Origin of the sequence: Legionella bononiensis (genome assembly GCF_016786215.1) — a bacterium.
In the GTDB taxonomy this organism is placed as follows: domain Bacteria; phylum Pseudomonadota; class Gammaproteobacteria; order Legionellales; family Legionellaceae; genus Legionella; species Legionella bononiensis.
The window spans coordinates 41,330-59,831 of sequence record NZ_JADOBG010000020.1 but is presented as its reverse complement, the minus strand read 5'-3'; the positions used below and the strand labels follow the sequence as shown (position 1 = coordinate 59,831).

Genomic DNA, 18,502 nt, shown 5'->3' with positions numbered 1-18,502 from the left:
ATTAAGAAAACTCATTATCTAATATTTCCCTTGTTTTCGCTAGAATCTCATCGCTAAAAGTCATATTTTGCGGATCATAACGAAGAACATCCTCCCAATGTCTCAACCAGGTAAGTTGTCGTTTAGCTAATTGTCTGGTTGCAGCAATACCTTTATCGCACAGAGTTGAATAATCACAGTCACCTTGGAGATATTCAAGTACCTGCCTATAACCCACACAGCGCATTGATGGTAAATCGCAATCCAGCGTCCAACGGCTTTGCAGCTGCTGTACTTCCTCAACCAACCCATCTTGTAACATTTGCATGAAACGCAAAGCGATTCGCTCATGCAACCAGGTTCTTTGTTCAGGAAACAGCACAAAATTAGCAAAACGAAATTTTGCCTGTGTCTTCTCTTCAGCAAGAAAACGAGATAGAGGAACTCCGGATAGATAATACACTTCCAACGCTCGTTGGATTCGTTGTGCGTCATGAGCATGAATACGACGTGCAGTTTCCGGATCCAGTTCCTGCAGTTTTTGATGAAGTGCGCCCCACCCTTTATGGGCAGCCTCATCCTCTAGTTGCTGTCTCATGGACTCATCAGCTTCAGGCAAAGGTGATAAACCTTTTTGCAACGCATTGAAATACATCATGGTTCCCCCCACGAGCAGAGGTATTTTGCCCTTTTTGATGATTGACTCACAAAGGGTTGTCGCATCGTTGCAAAATTGAGCGGCTGAATAAGATTCAACAGGATCCTTAATATCAATTAAATGATGAGGCGCACGGAGCAACTCCTGGTTTGAAGGTTTCGCTGTGCCAATATTCATCTCCCTGTATATCATGGCCGAATCAACACTGATAATTTCAAAAGGGAGATGGTGCACCAATTCGCAAGCTAAACCCGTTTTTCCTGAAGCGGTTGGTCCCATCAAACAAAAAATCAAATTAGACATGCAACAACATCCGACAATCCTCAATAGTTAAGGCTTTAAAGGCTTCCTGATATTTTATTTCCTGATGTTGAGCGTGCAGCAACAGGTTATTTAATTCCATGCGTTCTTCCAGGCTAAAATATTTTGGATCAAAAATCTGACTCTTGCTTAGAAGCTCAAGCAATGCATTTAAATGAATCTCATTCAATTCAAAAAACGAACGAATAAACAGGCTCAGATCTAAATAAGGTAATTTTATGGGTACTGTCCGAATGAGTATATTATTCTCTTTAAGAAGTTCCATCTGAACTCCCAATTGAGCCAAGTTATATTTTAACTCATCTATACCCACGTTTAATAGGTTCGGTAATGAATAGGTAACTGGCACTAATAACGGCCTGCTCTCTAAAGGTAGAGACGCATGACCTAATTGACATTGAATCCATTTTTGATAAAGGGCTACGATATCGACAATATAGGGTTGTTGTTTTAATAAGACCAGAATGTATTGATTATTTAAAATTACCCAGGAGGCTTCAAGTTCAGATGAAGCGTCTGATATTGCAGTTCTGGTATTTTGAGACAATTTGTAAACACGCTCAGAATTTAATTCGTAGACCGCAGATGAATTAATCACGCTCGTGTTTCGTCCCAGATCAGTAGTATAAGACACCGGTTCACAAACATCAGACACTTGGACTGGATTAGAGTCAGTCCTACATTCATAGTCGACAAGACTGGTTACAGGAGAAGAGTTTAAAGCCTTACTCAACTGGGAAACAAAGAAATCATGAATTAAACGCGGCTGTTGAAATCGTACTTCATGTTTTGTTGGGTGTACATTCACATCTACTTCACTACTATCAAGAACAAAATACAATAAGCAAGCAGGAAACCGGCCTGGATGCAAAAGACCATCATAAGCCTGTTTTAGTGCATGATTGATTAATTTATCCTTAACCATTCGTTGATTAATATACACCCATTGCCGATCATTCTGACTGCGTTGATATCCAGGGCCACTTAACCAGCCATGGAGACTCATTCCGGCCATTTCGACATTCAGATAAAGAGCATCGTTCATAAAAGAAGAGCCAAATATTTTTGCCATCCGGGTTACTTTTGCCTGCTCATTTAATGCAGGGGCTAAAGACAAGACCTGTTTATTGTTATGTTTCAAAGTTATGGCAATAGTTGGAGCACTTAATGCGAAACGTTTAACCACCATTTCGATGGCTTGAAACTCCAGTTTTTCTCCCTTCAAGAATTTTTTTCGTACCGGGGCATTAAAAAATAAATCAACAACATCTATAGTAGTTCCTACATTTCGCGCACATGGGGATACACTGATATTCGAACCTTGAATCCGTAACATCATAGCGTGCTCTTGATGAGCAGGTCTGGAACTTATAGTGACTTTAGCTACAGAGGATATACTGGCCAGAGCCTCTCCTCGAAACCCCATACTGTCAATGGCATATAAATCATCAAGTTTTGATATTTTACTGGTTGCATGTGCCGCTACAGCCAAAGGTAAATCTTCAGCGACGATACCCGTGCCATTATCGCTGATTTTAATTTGATTCAAGCCGCCATAACCAATCTCTATAGTGATGTTGTTCGCGCCTGCATCTAAAGAATTCTCCAGCAATTCTTTAACTACTGATGCCGGTCGTTCGATAACCTCTCCGGCGGCAATCTGATTTGCAATTACCGCAGGTAATTGATGTATTCTCATACCCATGCAGAAGGAATCACTAATTTTTGTCCTGGTCTAAGGGCTGATTTGCCTGAAATACCGTTCATTGCTTGCAGTGCCTCAATCGTTACATGGTAGCGAGAAGCAATACCGGGCAAAGTATCCCCTGATCTGACGATGTGATAATGAGTTGAAGTCATCGCCTCTATACGAGTTCCATGAGGCGGGTTATCCCAAAAATACCCTTTAATACCTTGAAAAATCGCCTGACTTAAACGAGATTGATAGGCGGAACTGGTCAGATTACGTTCTTCTCTGGGATTTGAAATAAATCCAGTTTCTACCAAAATTGATGGAATATCAGTTGATTTCAGAACAACAAAACCTGCCTGCTCCACTTTGTTATTATGCAAGTTAGTAAAATTATCCAATTGATTCAATACCCGGCCCCCCATTTGCAGACCTGAATTAATTGTCGCTGTTTGAGATAAATCGATTAATACAGAACGGACTACTCCGTTTGAATCATCGAGCTCCCCAAGATTGACTCCTCCCAACTCAGAATAGTTCTCTTTTTCTGCCAGCCATCGCGCGGCCTCACTGGTTGCTCCGCGTTGAGATAAGGCAAATACTGAAGCACCATTGGAGTGAGGATTGTTAAACGCATCGGCATGGATGGATACAAACACATCACCATTATATTTTCTGGCAATATCCAATCGCTGTCTAAGCCCGACATAATAATCACCAGAACGGGTCAATACTGCCCTCATTCCTGGTTGTCTATCAATTAATTGTTTTAATTTGAGAGTAATTGCCAAAACCACATCCTTTTCTCTGCTCCGACCGGGACCTCGTGCACCGGGATCTTTACCTCCGTGACCGGCATCCAGAACCACCACAACATCTCTTAAGTATTTATTTGATGGGCTGTGAGGTACTTTTATAGGTTGAGAATGCATTATTGCTGGTTGGTTGGAACTCACGACTTGAGGATTGTTTGAAACCGGGGCCGAATTGTTCGCCAATGAGGGTTTTACCGTGGGTTTAATAGGCTTATTCGGCATGGTCTGATTTGCAACAGGAGAAGTACCGGAGGCCAGTATATCAATGCGAATTCCTTTATTTTCCCAGGGCACAGATCGTACCTGAACGTTTTGACTTACATCAAAAACCAATCTTAAAGTTTGGGGATTAGGAAGTCCACTGCGAATCTGTTTGATTAGTGTTCGGTTTAATCCGAGTTGCTTCAGATTAAATTCCAAACGTGTCGTATTCATATCCAATACGACACGGTTTGGATTAGTTAAGGTAAATAGTCGATGAGTAAACGGTCCATTCACTGTAATAAACAGTGAGGTTTTTCCAGCTTGTGGTGATACCGTAATATTGCTCAATTGTGCGGCACAAACTGAAGCAGAGCTTATACACAATAGCCAACCCAAAACCCATGCTCGCATCTTCATTATTCACCTGCCAGGCAAGCTAAAACTCTTTTACCAGCTACGCTTGATGCAACAACTTGCATTTCGCGACCAGCCCCTTTAATAACTAATTTAAAACGAATATCAACCTGTGGCAATGCATTTCCAGCATGTTCCGCCCATTCGATGCAACAAATACTGCCCCTGGAAAAATAATCCCGGAATCCCAAATACTCTAATTCATCCTCATGATGTATACGGTACAGATCAAAATGATGAACAGGAACATCATGACATAAATAGCTTTCTACCAATGAAAAAGTTGGGCTTTTGATCGCTGACTGTACTCCCAGGCTTTTTAGCATTGCTCGAATTATTGTTGTCTTGCCAGTACCTATTTCCCCACTAAAACAAAGTATTAATGGAGGAGCTAAGCATGAGGCCAATTCATTTGCAAAGCGCACACTGGCCTGTTCATCGAACAAATCGAGAATCATTATTTTATCTTTATCGTTATTTATCATGACTTGATACAATTCAAAATATTAGGGAGGACATGAAGCAAATCACTTGCTAACATACCGGCCTCACCCTTGCTTTTTGCGCAATGATCTCCAGCATCCGCATGAATCCAGACGCCTAGCTTTGCCGCATCAATTAGTGACAATCCTTGAGCACACAGTCCAGCAATTATACCACTCAAAACGTCGCCCATTCCAGCCGTAGCCATACCAGGGTTCCCCTTAGGGCAAATAAAACGCTGTCCTTCAGCGGATTGGATTACTGTACCTGTCCCTTTTAATACAACAACGCCACCATACTGTTGTTGTATGCTCATCGCTGACTGATATCTGTCCTTTTGAATTTCCTTAGTTGAACAGGAAAGTAAACTTCCAGCTTCACCTGGATGAGGTGTTAATACCCAATTATCATCCACTTGAGGATGCTCTGAAAGTAATCGTAATGCCGATGCATCAATTACCATAGGTAATTGTGAGGTAATTGCAGCTAAAAACAGGGTTCTAGCCCAATCGCTTTCTCCAAGCCCCGGACCAATAACACAGACGGTGGCCTTATCTAATAAAGAAGTTAAATCATGCGCTGATTTTACCCCCCAAATCATGGCTTCTGGTATCATAGGCAAAACAGCTTTTGCGTAATCAGGCCAGGTAGCAATGGTTACGGCTCCAGCGCCAACTCGCAAGGCTGCTTTTGCAGTCAGACTGATAGCTCCCGGCATACCCGGGCCACCACCTATAACCAAAACATGACCGTAATCACCTTTATGGGAATTTTTTTTTCTCGGTTGTAATGGTAAAGGCAGAATCGATTTACTTAACAATGTTGCATAGGGTGGAATTTTCTCAACCAAAGAGTCAAGATTTAAAGTACTGCAATAAATGTCACCACAATAATCTGGCCCATCCAGAGTATACATTCCTGACTTAAGCGCAATAAAAGTAAGTGTTGCTGTTGCTTGCACACAAAAATTCTCTACTTGCCCGGTATCTGCATTTAATCCGGAGGGAATGTCTAAAGAGACAACGGGTAATCCGCTGGAATTGATTTGATTTATGGCGGTAGCAATAACACCATGAACGGGACCTTTTAATCCGATTCCCAAAAGCGCATCGACGATTAACTCAACTTCGCTATCCAAAGGTTCATCCGCAGACTGGCAATCAACTCCTGCATCGATGGCTTTATTTGCAGCATTTTTGGCCGCAGGCGGTAAATCAGCTATGGCTTTACATTGATAAACAACTACCGACAATCCATGCTCGTGAGCTAACCTTGCAAATTCATACCCATCACCCGCATTATTTCCTGAGCCACAAAATACCGCTATATGACGCACATGAGGAAAATGACCATGAACGAACATCAATGCCTCAGTTCCAGCCTGGGACATTAATTCATGTTCATCCAATAGATATAAATGTATGGCTTGCTGTTCGCAGGCTCTAATGTGCTCACAACGATAAAGGGCATTTTCTGGCTTGGTCACCTGTTGCTCCGAAATCTATACTTGAAGAGTACTTATTCACCAGGATTCTAAAAAATGGTGAATGTTTACCTTGAAGAAATCCAATATCACAACATATCAGGAAGCTACGGGTTCCTCACTGTCCAGGAACCCGGTTAACTTACTCTACTAATTTTAATGATGGTTTTTTTCTTGCGGCAGCTTCTGCATCAGGTGAGCTTGTTGGTGGTTGAGGCTCTTCACCTTCTTCAATCGCAAAAGCAATCCCTCGGCCATTCTCTTTAGCATAAATTTCCAATACCGCATTCGGAACCACAAATATCTGTTCCGTTTGACCAGAAAATCGAGCGGTAAATACAATACGATCGTTTTCCAACAAAAGACCGCGAGTAGCTGATGGTGAGATATTTAATACAATTCGCTCATGACGAACATGTTCCTTGGGAACTTGAACATTAGGATAAGTCGCATCAACCAGAATATAAGGTGTCAACTCATTATCTACAATCCAATCGTAAAAAGCGCGAATCAGATAGGGTTTATTTGATGTCATTGCCATATTATGCCGCTCTTATTTGTCTCTCGGCATCGGTCAAACTCGTTTGAAACGAATCACGTTTGAATACACGCTGCATGTAAGAGATTATTCCTTTAAATTGGGGGGCAATTTCCAAACCTAATTTTGGTAAACGCCATAATAATGGAGCTAAAGCGCAGTCCAGTAAAGAAAACTCATCACTCAAAAAATAGGGTTTATCAGCGAACACCGGATCCAGGCTGGTTAAGCTCTCGAGCAAATTGGCTCTAGCCTGCTCAGCATTTTCATCTTTTAAAATGTAATTCATAAAATAATACCAGTCTTGCTCAATCCGATGCATCATTTTACGCGTTTCTGCACGGGCAACTGGATAAACAGGAAGTAATGGAGGATGAGGAAAACGCTCGTCCAGATATTCCATGATAATGCGCGCTTCATAAAGAACCAATTCTCTATCAATTAATGTAGGAACTGTCCCATAGGGATTAATCGCTAATAGATCTGAGCCTGGCTCGTTCTGATTCACTGCAAGAATTTCTACATTAACGCCTTTTTCAGCTAATACTATCCGTACCTGATGACTATAAACATCGTCAACATCAGAAAATAAAGACATTATGGTGCGCTTTGCAACAATTGCCATTAGCAACTCCTATCGATTCATGAAAGCCCGAAAAATAGCTTCCGTATTTTACAGTTCAAAGAGCAACATTCTACCACATTTTTACCCTTCTGGGGGACTTTATGCCAAAATCTAATTCATTTTTGCAAATTTATTATTCTATTCAGTATTAAACCCTACAGACATTTTATTTTATTCTTTTCCAGTAAATCTTCTTTAATCGATAAGCAAAAATAAAGAGAACACATAAAAACAGAATGACAAACACACCTATCTTATAGCGAACCATTTTGGCAGGCTCACCAACATAGACCAGAAAGGTTACTAAATCTTTTACCGCGCTATCAAATTCTGCCTGATACATTTCACCATGTTCCAACAATATTAAATCCGAGGAATGGGATACCGTATTTTTCTTCAAAATCATTGTTCCGATCAATGGCTCTAAAATATTGGGCATGGCAACATCAGGAATAAGAAGATTGTTGGTACGAAAAGGTCTCGAGTCATCGAAATAAAAACTCTTTAAATAAGTATAAATCCACTCAGGACCTCTATCGCGGGCACTTAAAGACAGATCAGGGGGAACCATACCAAACCATTGCTTTGCATCCTCAGGAGGCATAGCAATACGGATGGGGTCATAAATGGTTGCCTCAGTAAAAATCAAATTATTTTTTAACAGATCTTCATCGAGTGCGCCATCAAAAGTAGTCAAGCCTAATTCAGTCGCCATTCGATTGTAACGCATGTATTTTAATGAATGACAACCAGAACAATAATTCATATACAGCTTCGCGCCCCGTTGCAAGCTCTCTCTGTCTTTTAAGTCTATAGACACGGATTGCAATGGCCTGTCTTCTGCGTTTGCAATCGGAGCTATATCCAGCAAAAGAATACAGACTATCACTAAGGACATATGTTTTATCATAATTCACCTATTCGGGCAGGAACGGGTTTCGTTGATTCCAATCGACTATACAATGGCATGAAAATAAAATAAGAAAAATAGATAACCGTACCCATTCTGGCCAACAATAATCGTACCGGAGTAACCGGGGCTGTTCCTAAATATCCCAAAAGCAATACACTCAATATAAAGACAGCAAGGCTCACTCGTGAAAACATTCCCTTATATCTCATAGAACGTACTTTGCTTCGATCCAGCCAGGGAATGAAAAATAAAATGAATATGGCTGATTGCATGCAGGTAATGCCCAAGAGTTTATCTGGAATCGCTCTTAAAATTGCATAAAATGGAGCCATATACCAAACTGGAGCAATATGATCAGGAGTTACCATGGGATTCGCCGGAACAAAATTAGCATGTTCTAGAAAATAACCACCCATCTCCGGGGCAAAGAAAACAATCGCAAAAAAAGCGATTAAAAATACAATAATTCCAGAAAAATCCTTAACAGAATAATAAGGATGTAAAGGGATTCCATCCAATGGAATTCCTTGGTCATCAACGCAGTGTTTAATTTCAATTCCTTCAGGATTATTTGAACCTACCTTATGCAGAGCAACAATATGCAGAAACACCAAAATTAACATTAAAATTGGAATGCCAATAACATGTAAGGCAAAAAAACGTTGTAATGTAGCGTTTGCAACTGCAAAATCGCCCCTTAACCAAACAGCCAAACTTTTACCGATGTAAGGTATTGCACCGAATAACGAGGTAATGACTTCTGCCCCCCAATAGGACATTTGCCCCCAAGGCAATAAATAACCAAAAAATGCTTCGGCCAATAGCAATAAATATAAAAACATACCTAATAGCCAGACTAATTCTCTTGGCTTCTGATAGGATCCATAAAGCAAACCACGAAACATATGGAGATAGATCACGATAAAAAAGGCTGATGCTCCGGTTGAATGCATGTAGCGTAATAACCAGCCATAATTTACATCGCGCATAATGTATTCAACAGAGGAAAACGCTTGATCCGCACTCGGAGTATAGAACATGGTAAGCCATAAACCGGTTACCAATTGATTAACCAGAACCACTAAAGCCAATGAGCCGAAAAAATAAAAAAAGTTCAAGTTTTTCGGAACATAATAAGTACTAAAATGACTTTTCCAGGTACTTAACAGCGGAAAACGCGCATCCAACCAGTTGACCAGTCCACTCATGGTTCAATCCTTATTTTGCTTCCTCACCTATCACTATCGTATGATCATTGATAAAGTGATATGGAGGTACTTCCAGGTTTATAGGAGCAGGCACACCCTTGAATACCCTGCCCGAAAGATCAAAAGTGGATCCATGACATGGACAAAAAAAGCCTCCTGGCCAATCAGGTCCTAACTCGCCTAAATCAGGTTTGTATTTAGGGGAACACCCAAGATGAGTACAAATACCGATTAATACCAAATATTCAGGATTAATTGATCGGTATTTGTTTTTAGCATATTCAGGTTGCTGATCTACTAACGATTCGGGATCGCGCAAACGAGCGTCATCGCCATTTAAGTGTTGGAGCATTTCTTTCGTTCGCCTGATAATCCAGACCGGCTTCCCTCGCCATTCAACTATGGCTTGCTCCCCAGGCTGCATTTTTGACAAATCAACCTGTACAGGTGCGCCGGCTGCTTGTGCTTTAGCACTAGGCAACCAGGAAGACACAAAAGGCGTAAGCGCACAAACGGCACCAACACCGCCCAAAACACAGGTAGAAGTTAACAAAAATCGACGTCGTTCTTCATCCAAGGGATTTTCTGGTTTCTTATCCACTTCCTGGTTCAGATCAGTAGTTTCACTCACCGTCATGTCGTCCTGATTTAAGATAAACTTATTTATAACAAAGAAATGCACATTTTCAAACGGATAGATGGACAATTTTGATAGAAATAAAAAAAAACCCGCAAAAGGCGGGTTTTTATAAATAAGAAATAATTAACGTTTGGAGTACTGAGTAGCTCGACGTGCTTTGTGCAGACCCACTTTCTTTCTTTCCACACGACGTGAATCTCGAGTTAACAAACCACGAGCACGAAGCTTTCTACGGAATGAATCAGGGTTTGGCTCAGCATCTTCTGCCAGTCCATGCTCATCATAAGCAACCAATGCTCTGGCTATTCCTAAGCGAACAGCACCTGCCTGACCAGAAACACCACCACCAACTACAGTGATGAAAATATCGAATTTATCAAGAAGGTCAACAGTTTCTAGAGGCTGCATTACAACCATACAAGAAGTTTCTCGACAAAAATATTCTTTCAGAGTGCGATTATTAACTTTAATCTCACCTTTACCAGGACGTAAAAACACACGAGCTGTTGAACTTTTTCTACGGCCGGTGCCATAGTATTGCTTCATTTCAGCCATAATACTTATTCCTCAATCTCAAGTTGCTTGGGTTGCTGTGCAGTATGCGGATGCTCGCTACCAACATATACTTTCAGTTTGCGATACATCTCTCTACCCAATGGATTTTTTGGTAACATGCCTTTTACAGCAAGCTCGATAATTTTTACAGGATTGTGTGCCTGCATTTTTTCGAAAGTAACCGATTTGATACCACCAGGAAAACCAGTGTGACGATGATACATCTTGTCTTTAAATTTACGGCCAGTCACTGTGACTTTCTCCGCGTTAGTAACAATGATGTAGTCACCAGTATCAACATGGGGTGTATACTCAGCTTTATGTTTGCCACGCAAACGACGGGCAATCTCAGTAGCTAAGCGACCCAAAACCTTATTGCTGGCATCGACCACTAACCAGTCACGTTTGACTTCATGGCCTTTGGCACTAATTGTCTTCATTAAATAAACTCCGAACCGCCTAAATTGGTAATCTTTCTATCATGGACGGGCGATTTTAACCAAAACAGAAACATCCTACAAGTAAAAAGGATAAAAATTTATTAACAATTAATTAAATCCATATAAAAACATCAAATTTCACATGAATATGAATATGTGAAATAATTCCTGTGATTCAACTACAACTGTTCTACATACGAAATAAATAACCTACTTATCAATTAAAAGCTGTTCTGCGGTTTCTCCCGCAATTAAATGGCTTTCAATTATTTGATCAATATCAGCAAGAGAAGTATAAGAATACCACACCCCTTCAGGATAAATCACTATGCAAGGGCCAGAACTGCAACGCCCAAGACAACCCGACTTACTCACACGATACTTTCCGGGGCCATGCATGTCCAGTTCCAGTAAGCGTGACTTCAGATAGTCAAAATATTCTTCGCCACCAGTATTGGCGCAGCATTGTTTACCTGCAGCCTTTTGATTGGTACATATCATTATGTGCTTGGTATAATAAGTCAAGGATTTACTTTCCTATTGCTTCTATCTTTGTTTTTAATTTCAAACCGGGTTTAAATGTTACCACTCTTCGGGCAACTACGGGAATTTCTTCTCCGGTTTTTGGGTTTCTACCTGGTCTTTGAGGTTTGTCTCTTAAAGTAAAATTACCGAATCCGGATAATTTCACATGTTGCCCATGCTCAAGAGCATGACGTAGTTCTTCAAAAAAATTTTCTACCATTTCCTTGGCAACAGGTTTAGAAAGCTTTAAATCATCACACAAGGATTCAGCCATTATTGCTTTGCTTAGTGCATTCACGATTAGTCCCTCAATATGATTGAAAATTCATTTTCCAGTGTTTTGATTATAGCATCAATTAATAAATTGATCTCAGAATCAACTAATGTTCTTGTATCATCCTGTAAGGTCATTGCAACAGCAAGACTTTTCTTTCCTTCCGGAACCCCTTTACCTACATAAACATCAAAGACATCAAATGATTTTAGCCAATCTTCTTTTACTGCTGATCTGACTGCCTGTTCAATCTGCATGGCATTTATTTTATCATCAACCAAAAAGGACAGATCTCTTCTTATTTGAGGATATTTTGAAATCGTCTTATACAATGGCGATACTGGATTCTTCAATACATCCAAATTTAACTCAAATAGTAAGACATCTTGAACAATATCTAAAGCATCTGTCAGGCGTGGATGTAATACACCAATCCATCCTGCATGCTGGCCATCAATTGTGATTTGTGCTGATTGACCTGGGTGCAAAGCATCATTCACTGCAGGAATAAACGCGGCATTATTTATTTTTAATAATGAAAATAGTGATTCCAAATCACCTTTCAAGTCATAAAAATCAAAACATCGCTTTGTTTCATTCCAATTCAGGCCACCCAGTTCTCCCATCAATAAACCAGCAATACAAGGACGCTCTGTTAAATTCTGTTTCTCAACATCAAACACAACCCCTAGTTCAAAAAATTTAATTGCATTCTGTTGTCTGTGGACATTATAAATCATTGACGCGATTAATCCCGGCCACATCCCAACCCTCATCTGCGATAATTCCGAAGAAATAGGATTGAGTAATTGCATAAACTCTTTCTGGGGATAGAGAGCTTCCTGAATCTCTGGATCCACAAAACTATAACTGATGGTTTCATGATATCCTTTGGCTTTAAACCAATGCGACAATTGGGTAGCAATTCGTTCATTAGAACTGGTAGAACCTGCCTGTACTACAGTATTCATCGGTTCAGCTTTTAAATTATCATAGCCATATAAGCGAATGATTTCTTCAACCAAATCAACGTCTTGCTGTATATCAAATCGATGTGAAGGAACAGTAACATCAAATTTTGTACTGGCTTCATGCGTAATAACGATACCCAATCCCTCCAGTAAACTTCTCATTTCCTGTAACGATATGGTCAATCCGGTCAGCTGTTTCACTTTTGTAGTATCAAAAGTAAATTGGATTCGTTTCGGTAAATGCGTCGTATCACAGGATTCTATAATAGGTCCCGCTGTTCCACCTGCAATGGATAAAATTAACGCGGTTGCTCGTTCGAGGGCTTTCAGTTGCAGATAGGGATCAACTCCTCGCTCATATCGTTGAGATGAATCGCTGAATAAACCATATTTTCTGGCTACACCAGCAATAGTAATCGGATTAAAAAAGGCACTTTCCAGAAATACATCCGTTGTATGTGCTTGAACTGCACTATCAGCGCCGCCCATGATACCCGCCATGGCCAGAGGCTTTTCTTTATCAGCAATCACCAGAACTTTGTCGTTCAGGCAGACATCCTGACCGTCTAATAATTTTAATTGCTCCGAATCATTACTAAAACGGACATTAATTTCACCATTGATTTTAGTCAGATCAAATGCATGCATAGGTTGCCCTAATTCGAGCATTACGTAATTCATCACATCAACAACAGGATGAAGTATTCTGATTCCGCCCCGACGCAAACGTTCACTCATCCATAAAGGCGTTTTGGCCTGAGTATCGATGTTTCGTATGATTCGGCCGCAATATCTGGGACATGCCTGGGAATTGTTTAAATGAATCCCAAGGACATCATCTATAGTCGGAGTAATTGTAGCAATGGGTTGTTCTATCAAAGGTAATTTATTTAATACCGCAACTTCCCGGGCTATACCCAGAACACTAAAGCAATCAGCACGATTAGGCGTCAAATCCACATCAAACACATGATCATCAAGGGTAAGATACTCACGTAAATCCATACCGACAGGAGCATCTTCCTCTAACTCCATAATGCCTTCAGAATGTTCTGCAAGGCCTAATTCAGTAACGGAGCAAAGCATTCCCTGAGATAACTCTCCTCGTAGTTTGGATTCCTTGATTTGGAGGCCACCGGGCAATTTGGCACCAATCATCGCCAAGGCTACTTTTAAACCGGCTCTGACATTCGCGGCACCACAAACAATTTTCAATAGTTTGTCAGCATTTACATTGACCTCGCATAAAGTCAATTTGTCCGCATCAGGATGAGGTTTCGTACTTAGAACTTCGGCAACAACTACATGAGTAAATTCACCTGCGACAGGGTTAACTGCGTCTACTTCCAAACCAGCCATAGTCAATTGATCGGCTAACTCGTGTTCTGTTAATGAGAAGTTAACCCATTCACGTAACCATAACTTACTTAATTTCATCTATAGTCCCCATAATTCAATTGTAGCCTCTCATACCCATGTTTTACGTCACTTACGGACTACAATTCAGGATTGTAAGATATAATCCGCATGGACCTCACTGTAAGAGAGAAAAGTGACCGGTTTTAAATGATTAAAATTGACTTAAAAACGTTAAATCATTTTCAAACATCATGCGCAAATCATCTATTCCATAATACAACATGGCCAGCCTGTCCATCCCCATCCCAAATGCCCATCCCTGATACTCATCAGGAGAAATATTTACTGCGTTTAGAACATTAGGATGAACCATGCCACAGCCTAGAACTTCTAGCCATCCGGTAAATTTACAGGATCGACACCCCTTTCCACTGCATTGGGTACATTCAATATCTACTTCGGCAGAGGGTTCGGTAAACGGAAAGTAGGATGGTCGGAATCTAAGAGCCAGTTCGCGTCCAAAAAAATGAGCAAAAAAATCATGTAGCAACCCTTTCAAACCAGCCAGAGTAGCCTGTTTATCAATTAATAACCCTTCAACCTGATGAAACATCGGTGTATGAGTCACGTCAGAATCACAGCGATATACCCGTCCTGGAGCGATTAAGCGAAAAGGTGGTTTACGTTGCTCCATAGTACGAATTTGTACCGGGGAAGTATGTGTTCTTAGAAGTCTGCCATCACCAAAATAAAAAGTATCGTGCATTGCACGAGCTGGATGGTGACCAGGAATATTCAAAGCTTCAAAATTATAAAATTCCGTTTCAATTTCGGGGCCATCAACTATATCAAAGCCCAGACGGCTAAAAAACTCATTAATAATATGTTTTACCTGGGTAACAGGATGTAACGAACCCGATTCTCGATTACGACCTGGAAGTGTTACGTCTATTTGTTCTGCAGATAATTTTTCCAGCAATTGTTTTTCTTTTAATTCAAGCATTTTCGTTTCAATCAACATACTGATTTCACGTTTTGCCTGATTAACCAATTGACCCATCTTGGGTTTTTCTTCAGCGGATAAATTCGCAAGGCCTTTTAAAATATCAGTCAGTTTACCTTTTTTTCCCAAAAAATCGACCCGAATTAACTCAAGTGCGGCAATGTCCGACGCTTGGTTAATTGCTTCAGAGGCTTGTTCTTGTATGGTGATGATATCCTGCATTTTTATACCCACAAGTAAAAAGGAGGCCGCAGCCTCCTAAATAATTTTATTAGTACATTCTCATTGCATTGATAGAAAAAGACTGCTTAGCCTGCTAATGCAGCTTTAGCTTGTTCAGCAACTGCAGCAAAAGCTACTTTGTCATGAATTGCCATATCAGCTAATATTTTTCTATCCAATTCGATTGAAGCTTTTTTCAAACCATCAATCAAACGGCTGTATGACAAACCACACTCACGAGCCTGTGCGTTAATACGAACGATCCATAGAGCACGGAACTGTCGTTTTTTCTGACGTCTATCACGATAAGCATATTGGCCGGCTTTGATTACAGCCTGCTTGGCTACGCGATAGGTCCGACTTCGTGCGCCGTAATAACCTTTTGCTTGGTCTAATATTTTCTTGTGACGCGCTTTAGCGGTCACACCACGTTTTACTCTTGGCATATCTTAATCTCCCCTTAACTACCGTGCAACATACGCTCTGCCAAACGCGCATCGCATGGCTTCAAAGTACTGGCACCTACGCGTAAATGGCGTTTTTGCTTAGTAGACTTCTTGGTGAGGATATGATTCCTGTAAGCGCCGCGACGTTTAATCGCACCACTTGCTGTCTTGCGGAAGCGTTTAGATGCTCCGCGATGTGACTTTAACTTCGGCATAACAATATACTCCGCATTTGTTACTTAGTTTTTTTGGGTGATAAAACCATCAGTAATTGTCTTCCTTCGCGTTTTGCATGTTGTTCTACAACTGCTACATCAGCTGTATCCAGCTGGATGCGCTCCAGAATTTTCATACCGAGTTCTTGATGAGCCATTTCACGACCACGAAAACGAAGCGTGATTTTGACCTTATCACCATGATTCAGGAAACGGATCAGGTTGCGTAGCTTGACCTGATAATCTCCATCTTCCGTCGTAGGACGGAATTTCAGCTCTTTGACCTGAATTTGCTTTTGCTTTTTCTTTGCTTCAGCTTGTTTTTTACTCAGTTCAAAAAGAAACTTACCATAATCCATAATGCGACATACAGGAGGCTTGGCTGTTGGAGATATTTCCACCAAATCCAGTCCACCCTCTTCCGCCGCCCGAAGGGCTTCTCGTGTTGATACAATTCCTGCCTGGTTACCATCGACATCAATTAAGCGTACCTCAGGTACATTGATCTGTTCATTAATTCGTGCGCGATCATTTTCACGCTTAGTTGGTGCACTAATGGTTTAATCCTCCAGTTCGTTATTTACAGAGATCCTTTACGGACAATTTCTTGCGTCAAGGTATCACAAATTGTATCTATTGTCATCACGCCCAAGTCCACACCTTCACGTGAACGAACGGCTACCAGACCTTTTTCAACTTCTTTATCGCCTATAACTAGTAAATAAGGCACTTTTTGTAAAGTATGTTCGCGGATTTTAAAGCCAATTTTCTCATTTCTCAAGTCTAAATGTGCACGAATACCGCTTTTTTGTAAAATTCGTGTGACTTTTTCCGCATAGGCGTTCTGTTTTTCACTTATTGTAAGCACTACCGCCTGGACTGGGGACAACCATAGTGGCAACTTTCCGGCATAGTGTTCAATTAATATTCCCATAAAACGCTCAAAGGAACCTAAAATCGCACGATGCAACATGACAGGCGTCTGTTTGCTGCCATCCTCAGCAATATAACTTGCTTCCAAACGAGCAGGCATAGAAAAATCCACCTGAATTGTACCACATTGCCAAATTCTACCCAGACAATCAGATAATGAACACTCAATTTTTGGACCATAAAATGCGCCTTCGCCTGGAGCATCAATCCATTCAATACTTCTACCCTGCATGGCTTGTTTTAAAGCATTCTCCGCTTTATCCCATACCTCATCAGAACCGACACGTTTTTCGGGACGTAAAGCCAGGCGGTATTTAATTTCATTAAAACCAAAATCCGTGTATACAGATTGTACCAACTCCAACATCATCGCAACTTCAGATTGAATTTGATCTTCTGTACAAAATATATGCGCATCATCCTGCACCATATTACGTACACGCATCAATCCATGTAACGAGCCGGAAGGTTCGCATCGATGGCAATTACCGAACTCAGAGAGCCTTAAGGGCAAATCTCTATAGCTTTTCAGACCTTGATTATATACTTGAACATGACAGGGGCAATTCATCGGTTTTACGGCATAATGTCGATTTTCTGTCTCTGTGACAAACATCTCATCTCTGAAGTTTGCCCAGTGACCCGATTTTTCCCATAATACTTTATCTACTAACTGAGGCGTTTTAATTTCCTGATAGCCAAAATCAGCCAAACGCATACGCATATAGCGCTCTAACTCCTGATAAATAATCCAGCCGTTGGGATGCCAAAAAACCATCCCCGGGGCAATATCCTGAAAATGAAATAAATCGAGTGCTTTTCCCAATTTACGATGATCACGTTTTTCAGCTTCTTCCAGCCGAAACAAATATTCAGCTAATGATTTTTTATCAGCCCATGCTGTACCATAAATACGTTGCAGCATTTCATTATTGGAATCACCGCGCCAGTAAGCACCAGCCAATTTGGTCAATTTAAACGCTTTTAAAAATCCGGTAGATGGAACATGTGGGCCACGACACAGATCTTCAAAATCACCTTGTCGGTATAAGGAAAGAACTTCACCGGCTGGAATATCCGCAATAATTTTGGCTTTATAATCCTCGCCTAAATTTTTAAAATACTGGATTGCTTCGTCACGAGGTAGTTCTCTGCGAGTAACAGGATAATTTGCTTTCGCCAACTCCTGCATTTTTGCTTCAATTAACTCAAGATCTTCTGGTGTAAAAGGTCGCTCAAAAGCAAAATCGTAATAAAACCCATCTTCAATTACTGGCCCTATAGTCACTTGAGCTTTGGGGAATAATGCCTTGACGGCCTGAGCCAATAAATGTGCTGTAGAATGTCTGATGACTTCCAGGCTTTCATCTTGTTTTTCGGTGATTATAACCAGGGAACAGTCGTCCTGAATCAGATAGCTGGTATCAACCAAACGACCATCAACACGACCGGCCAGAGCAGCCTTCGCTAATCCGGGACTAATATTGTGTGCTACATCGTAAATAGTCAAAGGGGCTTCAAAATGTTTCACACTTCCATCAGGCAATTTAATGTTTGGCATAGTTCTGTCCGTCATTCCGTCCGTCAA

At 40.8% G+C, this 18,502-nt stretch carries 20 protein-coding genes; all 20 read right to left on the bottom strand.

Features of this window, described 5'->3' with window-relative positions; genetic code table 11:
- Position 1: 1 nt before the first annotated feature.
- The 20 genes from miaA to thrS all read right to left on the bottom strand — a co-directional run bounded on the left by miaA (position 2) and on the right by thrS (position 18,475).
- Positions 2-940 (bottom strand): tRNA (adenosine(37)-N6)-dimethylallyltransferase MiaA, encoded by a 939-nt coding sequence (miaA, locus tag IZU94_RS12070; protein ID WP_203110942.1) that lies wholly within the window; start codon positions 938-940, stop codon positions 2-4.
- Positions 933-2,663, bottom strand: coding sequence for a DNA mismatch repair endonuclease MutL (mutL, locus tag IZU94_RS12065; protein ID WP_203110940.1), 1,731 nt, complete (start codon positions 2,661-2,663; stop codon positions 933-935). Before mutL ends, miaA begins: the two co-directional genes overlap by 8 nt.
- Positions 2,654-4,084: an N-acetylmuramoyl-L-alanine amidase gene (locus IZU94_RS12060; RefSeq protein WP_203110938.1), complete on the bottom strand. Its 1,431-nt coding sequence runs from the start codon at positions 4,082-4,084 to the stop codon at positions 2,654-2,656. Before IZU94_RS12060 ends, mutL begins: the two co-directional genes overlap by 10 nt.
- Positions 4,084-4,566 (bottom strand): tRNA (adenosine(37)-N6)-threonylcarbamoyltransferase complex ATPase subunit type 1 TsaE, encoded by a 483-nt coding sequence (tsaE, locus tag IZU94_RS12055; protein WP_203110936.1) that lies wholly within the window; start codon positions 4,564-4,566, stop codon positions 4,084-4,086. Before tsaE ends, IZU94_RS12060 begins: the two co-directional genes overlap by 1 nt.
- Positions 4,563-6,050 (bottom strand): NAD(P)H-hydrate dehydratase, encoded by a 1,488-nt coding sequence (locus IZU94_RS12050; RefSeq protein ID WP_203110934.1) that lies wholly within the window; start codon positions 6,048-6,050, stop codon positions 4,563-4,565. The genes tsaE and IZU94_RS12050 overlap by 4 nt, the downstream gene beginning before the upstream one ends.
- Before the next feature lie 139 nt (positions 6,051-6,189).
- Positions 6,190-6,588: a ClpXP protease specificity-enhancing factor gene (locus IZU94_RS12045; protein ID WP_203110932.1), complete on the bottom strand. Its 399-nt coding sequence runs from the start codon at positions 6,586-6,588 to the stop codon at positions 6,190-6,192.
- Position 6,589: 1 nt separating this feature from the next.
- Entirely contained in the window at positions 6,590-7,210 is a 621-nt protein-coding gene (sspA, locus tag IZU94_RS12040) for a stringent starvation protein SspA (RefSeq protein WP_203110930.1), read from the bottom strand.
- Between the two features lie 166 nt (positions 7,211-7,376).
- A complete protein-coding gene (locus tag IZU94_RS12035; protein WP_203110928.1) occupies positions 7,377-8,120 on the bottom strand; it encodes a cytochrome c1 in 744 nt (247 codons plus the stop codon).
- Positions 8,117-9,331, bottom strand: a complete 1,215-nt coding sequence (locus IZU94_RS12030; protein WP_203110926.1) for a cytochrome b — start codon at positions 9,329-9,331, stop codon at positions 8,117-8,119. The genes IZU94_RS12035 and IZU94_RS12030 overlap by 4 nt, the downstream gene beginning before the upstream one ends.
- Before the next feature lie 10 nt (positions 9,332-9,341).
- A complete protein-coding gene (gene petA / locus IZU94_RS12025) occupies positions 9,342-9,968 on the bottom strand; it encodes a ubiquinol-cytochrome c reductase iron-sulfur subunit (RefSeq protein WP_203110925.1) in 627 nt (208 codons plus the stop codon).
- Positions 9,969-10,094: 126 nt separating this feature from the next.
- Complete coding sequence (rpsI, locus tag IZU94_RS12020) at positions 10,095-10,526, bottom strand: 30S ribosomal protein S9 (RefSeq protein ID WP_203110924.1); 432 nt, start codon at positions 10,524-10,526, stop codon at positions 10,095-10,097.
- A 5-nt stretch (positions 10,527-10,531) separates the two neighbouring features.
- Positions 10,532-10,966 (bottom strand): 50S ribosomal protein L13, encoded by a 435-nt coding sequence (rplM, locus tag IZU94_RS12015; RefSeq protein WP_203110923.1) that lies wholly within the window; start codon positions 10,964-10,966, stop codon positions 10,532-10,534.
- A gap of 210 nt (positions 10,967-11,176) precedes the next feature.
- Entirely contained in the window at positions 11,177-11,467 is a 291-nt protein-coding gene (locus tag IZU94_RS12010) for a (2Fe-2S) ferredoxin domain-containing protein (protein ID WP_203110922.1), read from the bottom strand.
- 28 nt (positions 11,468-11,495) lie between these two features.
- A complete protein-coding gene (locus IZU94_RS12005; protein WP_058472822.1) occupies positions 11,496-11,789 on the bottom strand; it encodes an integration host factor subunit alpha in 294 nt (97 codons plus the stop codon).
- A gap of 2 nt (positions 11,790-11,791) precedes the next feature.
- Positions 11,792-14,173: a phenylalanine--tRNA ligase subunit beta gene (pheT, locus tag IZU94_RS12000; protein ID WP_203110921.1), complete on the bottom strand. Its 2,382-nt coding sequence runs from the start codon at positions 14,171-14,173 to the stop codon at positions 11,792-11,794.
- Positions 14,174-14,306: 133 nt separating this feature from the next.
- Positions 14,307-15,320, bottom strand: coding sequence for a phenylalanine--tRNA ligase subunit alpha (gene pheS / locus IZU94_RS11995; RefSeq protein WP_203110920.1), 1,014 nt, complete (start codon positions 15,318-15,320; stop codon positions 14,307-14,309).
- Positions 15,321-15,406: 86 nt separating this feature from the next.
- A complete protein-coding gene (gene rplT / locus IZU94_RS11990; RefSeq protein ID WP_058472825.1) occupies positions 15,407-15,766 on the bottom strand; it encodes a 50S ribosomal protein L20 in 360 nt (119 codons plus the stop codon).
- 14 nt (positions 15,767-15,780) lie between these two features.
- A complete protein-coding gene (gene rpmI, locus IZU94_RS11985; RefSeq protein WP_083500053.1) occupies positions 15,781-15,981 on the bottom strand; it encodes a 50S ribosomal protein L35 in 201 nt (66 codons plus the stop codon).
- Between the two features lie 20 nt (positions 15,982-16,001).
- Complete coding sequence (gene infC, locus IZU94_RS11980) at positions 16,002-16,538, bottom strand: translation initiation factor IF-3 (RefSeq protein WP_203111034.1); 537 nt, start codon at positions 16,536-16,538, stop codon at positions 16,002-16,004.
- Between the two features lie 23 nt (positions 16,539-16,561).
- Positions 16,562-18,475 (bottom strand): threonine--tRNA ligase, encoded by a 1,914-nt coding sequence (gene thrS / locus IZU94_RS11975; protein WP_203110919.1) that lies wholly within the window; start codon positions 18,473-18,475, stop codon positions 16,562-16,564.
- Between the last annotated feature and the right edge of the window lie 27 nt (positions 18,476-18,502).

What these genes read in the sequence shown, in the direction of transcription:
- miaA (WP_203110942.1), bottom strand. Translation starts at nt 940, where the DNA reads ATGTCTAATTTGATTTTTTGTTTGATGGGACCAACCGCTTCAGGAAAA.
- mutL (WP_203110940.1), bottom strand. Translation starts at nt 2,663, where the DNA reads ATGGGTATGAGAATACATCAATTACCTGCGGTAATTGCAAATCAGATT.
- IZU94_RS12060 (WP_203110938.1), bottom strand. Translation starts at nt 4,084, where the DNA reads ATGAAGATGCGAGCATGGGTTTTGGGTTGGCTATTGTGTATAAGCTCT.
- tsaE (WP_203110936.1), bottom strand. Translation starts at nt 4,566, where the DNA reads ATGATAAATAACGATAAAGATAAAATAATGATTCTCGATTTGTTCGAT.
- IZU94_RS12045 (WP_203110932.1), bottom strand. Translation starts at nt 6,588, where the DNA reads ATGGCAATGACATCAAATAAACCCTATCTGATTCGCGCTTTTTACGAT.
- sspA (WP_203110930.1), bottom strand. Translation starts at nt 7,210, where the DNA reads ATGGCAATTGTTGCAAAGCGCACCATAATGTCTTTATTTTCTGATGTT.
- IZU94_RS12035 (WP_203110928.1), bottom strand. Translation starts at nt 8,120, where the DNA reads ATGATAAAACATATGTCCTTAGTGATAGTCTGTATTCTTTTGCTGGAT.
- IZU94_RS12030 (WP_203110926.1), bottom strand. Translation starts at nt 9,331, where the DNA reads ATGAGTGGACTGGTCAACTGGTTGGATGCGCGTTTTCCGCTGTTAAGT.
- petA (WP_203110925.1), bottom strand. Translation starts at nt 9,968, where the DNA reads ATGACGGTGAGTGAAACTACTGATCTGAACCAGGAAGTGGATAAGAAA.
- rpsI (WP_203110924.1), bottom strand. Translation starts at nt 10,526, where the DNA reads ATGGCTGAAATGAAGCAATACTATGGCACCGGCCGTAGAAAAAGTTCA.
- rplM (WP_203110923.1), bottom strand. Translation starts at nt 10,966, where the DNA reads ATGAAGACAATTAGTGCCAAAGGCCATGAAGTCAAACGTGACTGGTTA.
- IZU94_RS12010 (WP_203110922.1), bottom strand. Translation starts at nt 11,467, where the DNA reads ATGATATGTACCAATCAAAAGGCTGCAGGTAAACAATGCTGCGCCAAT.
- pheT (WP_203110921.1), bottom strand. Translation starts at nt 14,173, where the DNA reads ATGAAATTAAGTAAGTTATGGTTACGTGAATGGGTTAACTTCTCATTA.
- pheS (WP_203110920.1), bottom strand. Translation starts at nt 15,320, where the DNA reads ATGCAGGATATCATCACCATACAAGAACAAGCCTCTGAAGCAATTAAC.
- rplT (WP_058472825.1), bottom strand. Translation starts at nt 15,766, where the DNA reads ATGCCAAGAGTAAAACGTGGTGTGACCGCTAAAGCGCGTCACAAGAAA.
- rpmI (WP_083500053.1), bottom strand. Translation starts at nt 15,981, where the DNA reads ATGCCGAAGTTAAAGTCACATCGCGGAGCATCTAAACGCTTCCGCAAG.
- thrS (WP_203110919.1), bottom strand. Translation starts at nt 18,475, where the DNA reads ATGCCAAACATTAAATTGCCTGATGGAAGTGTGAAACATTTTGAAGCC.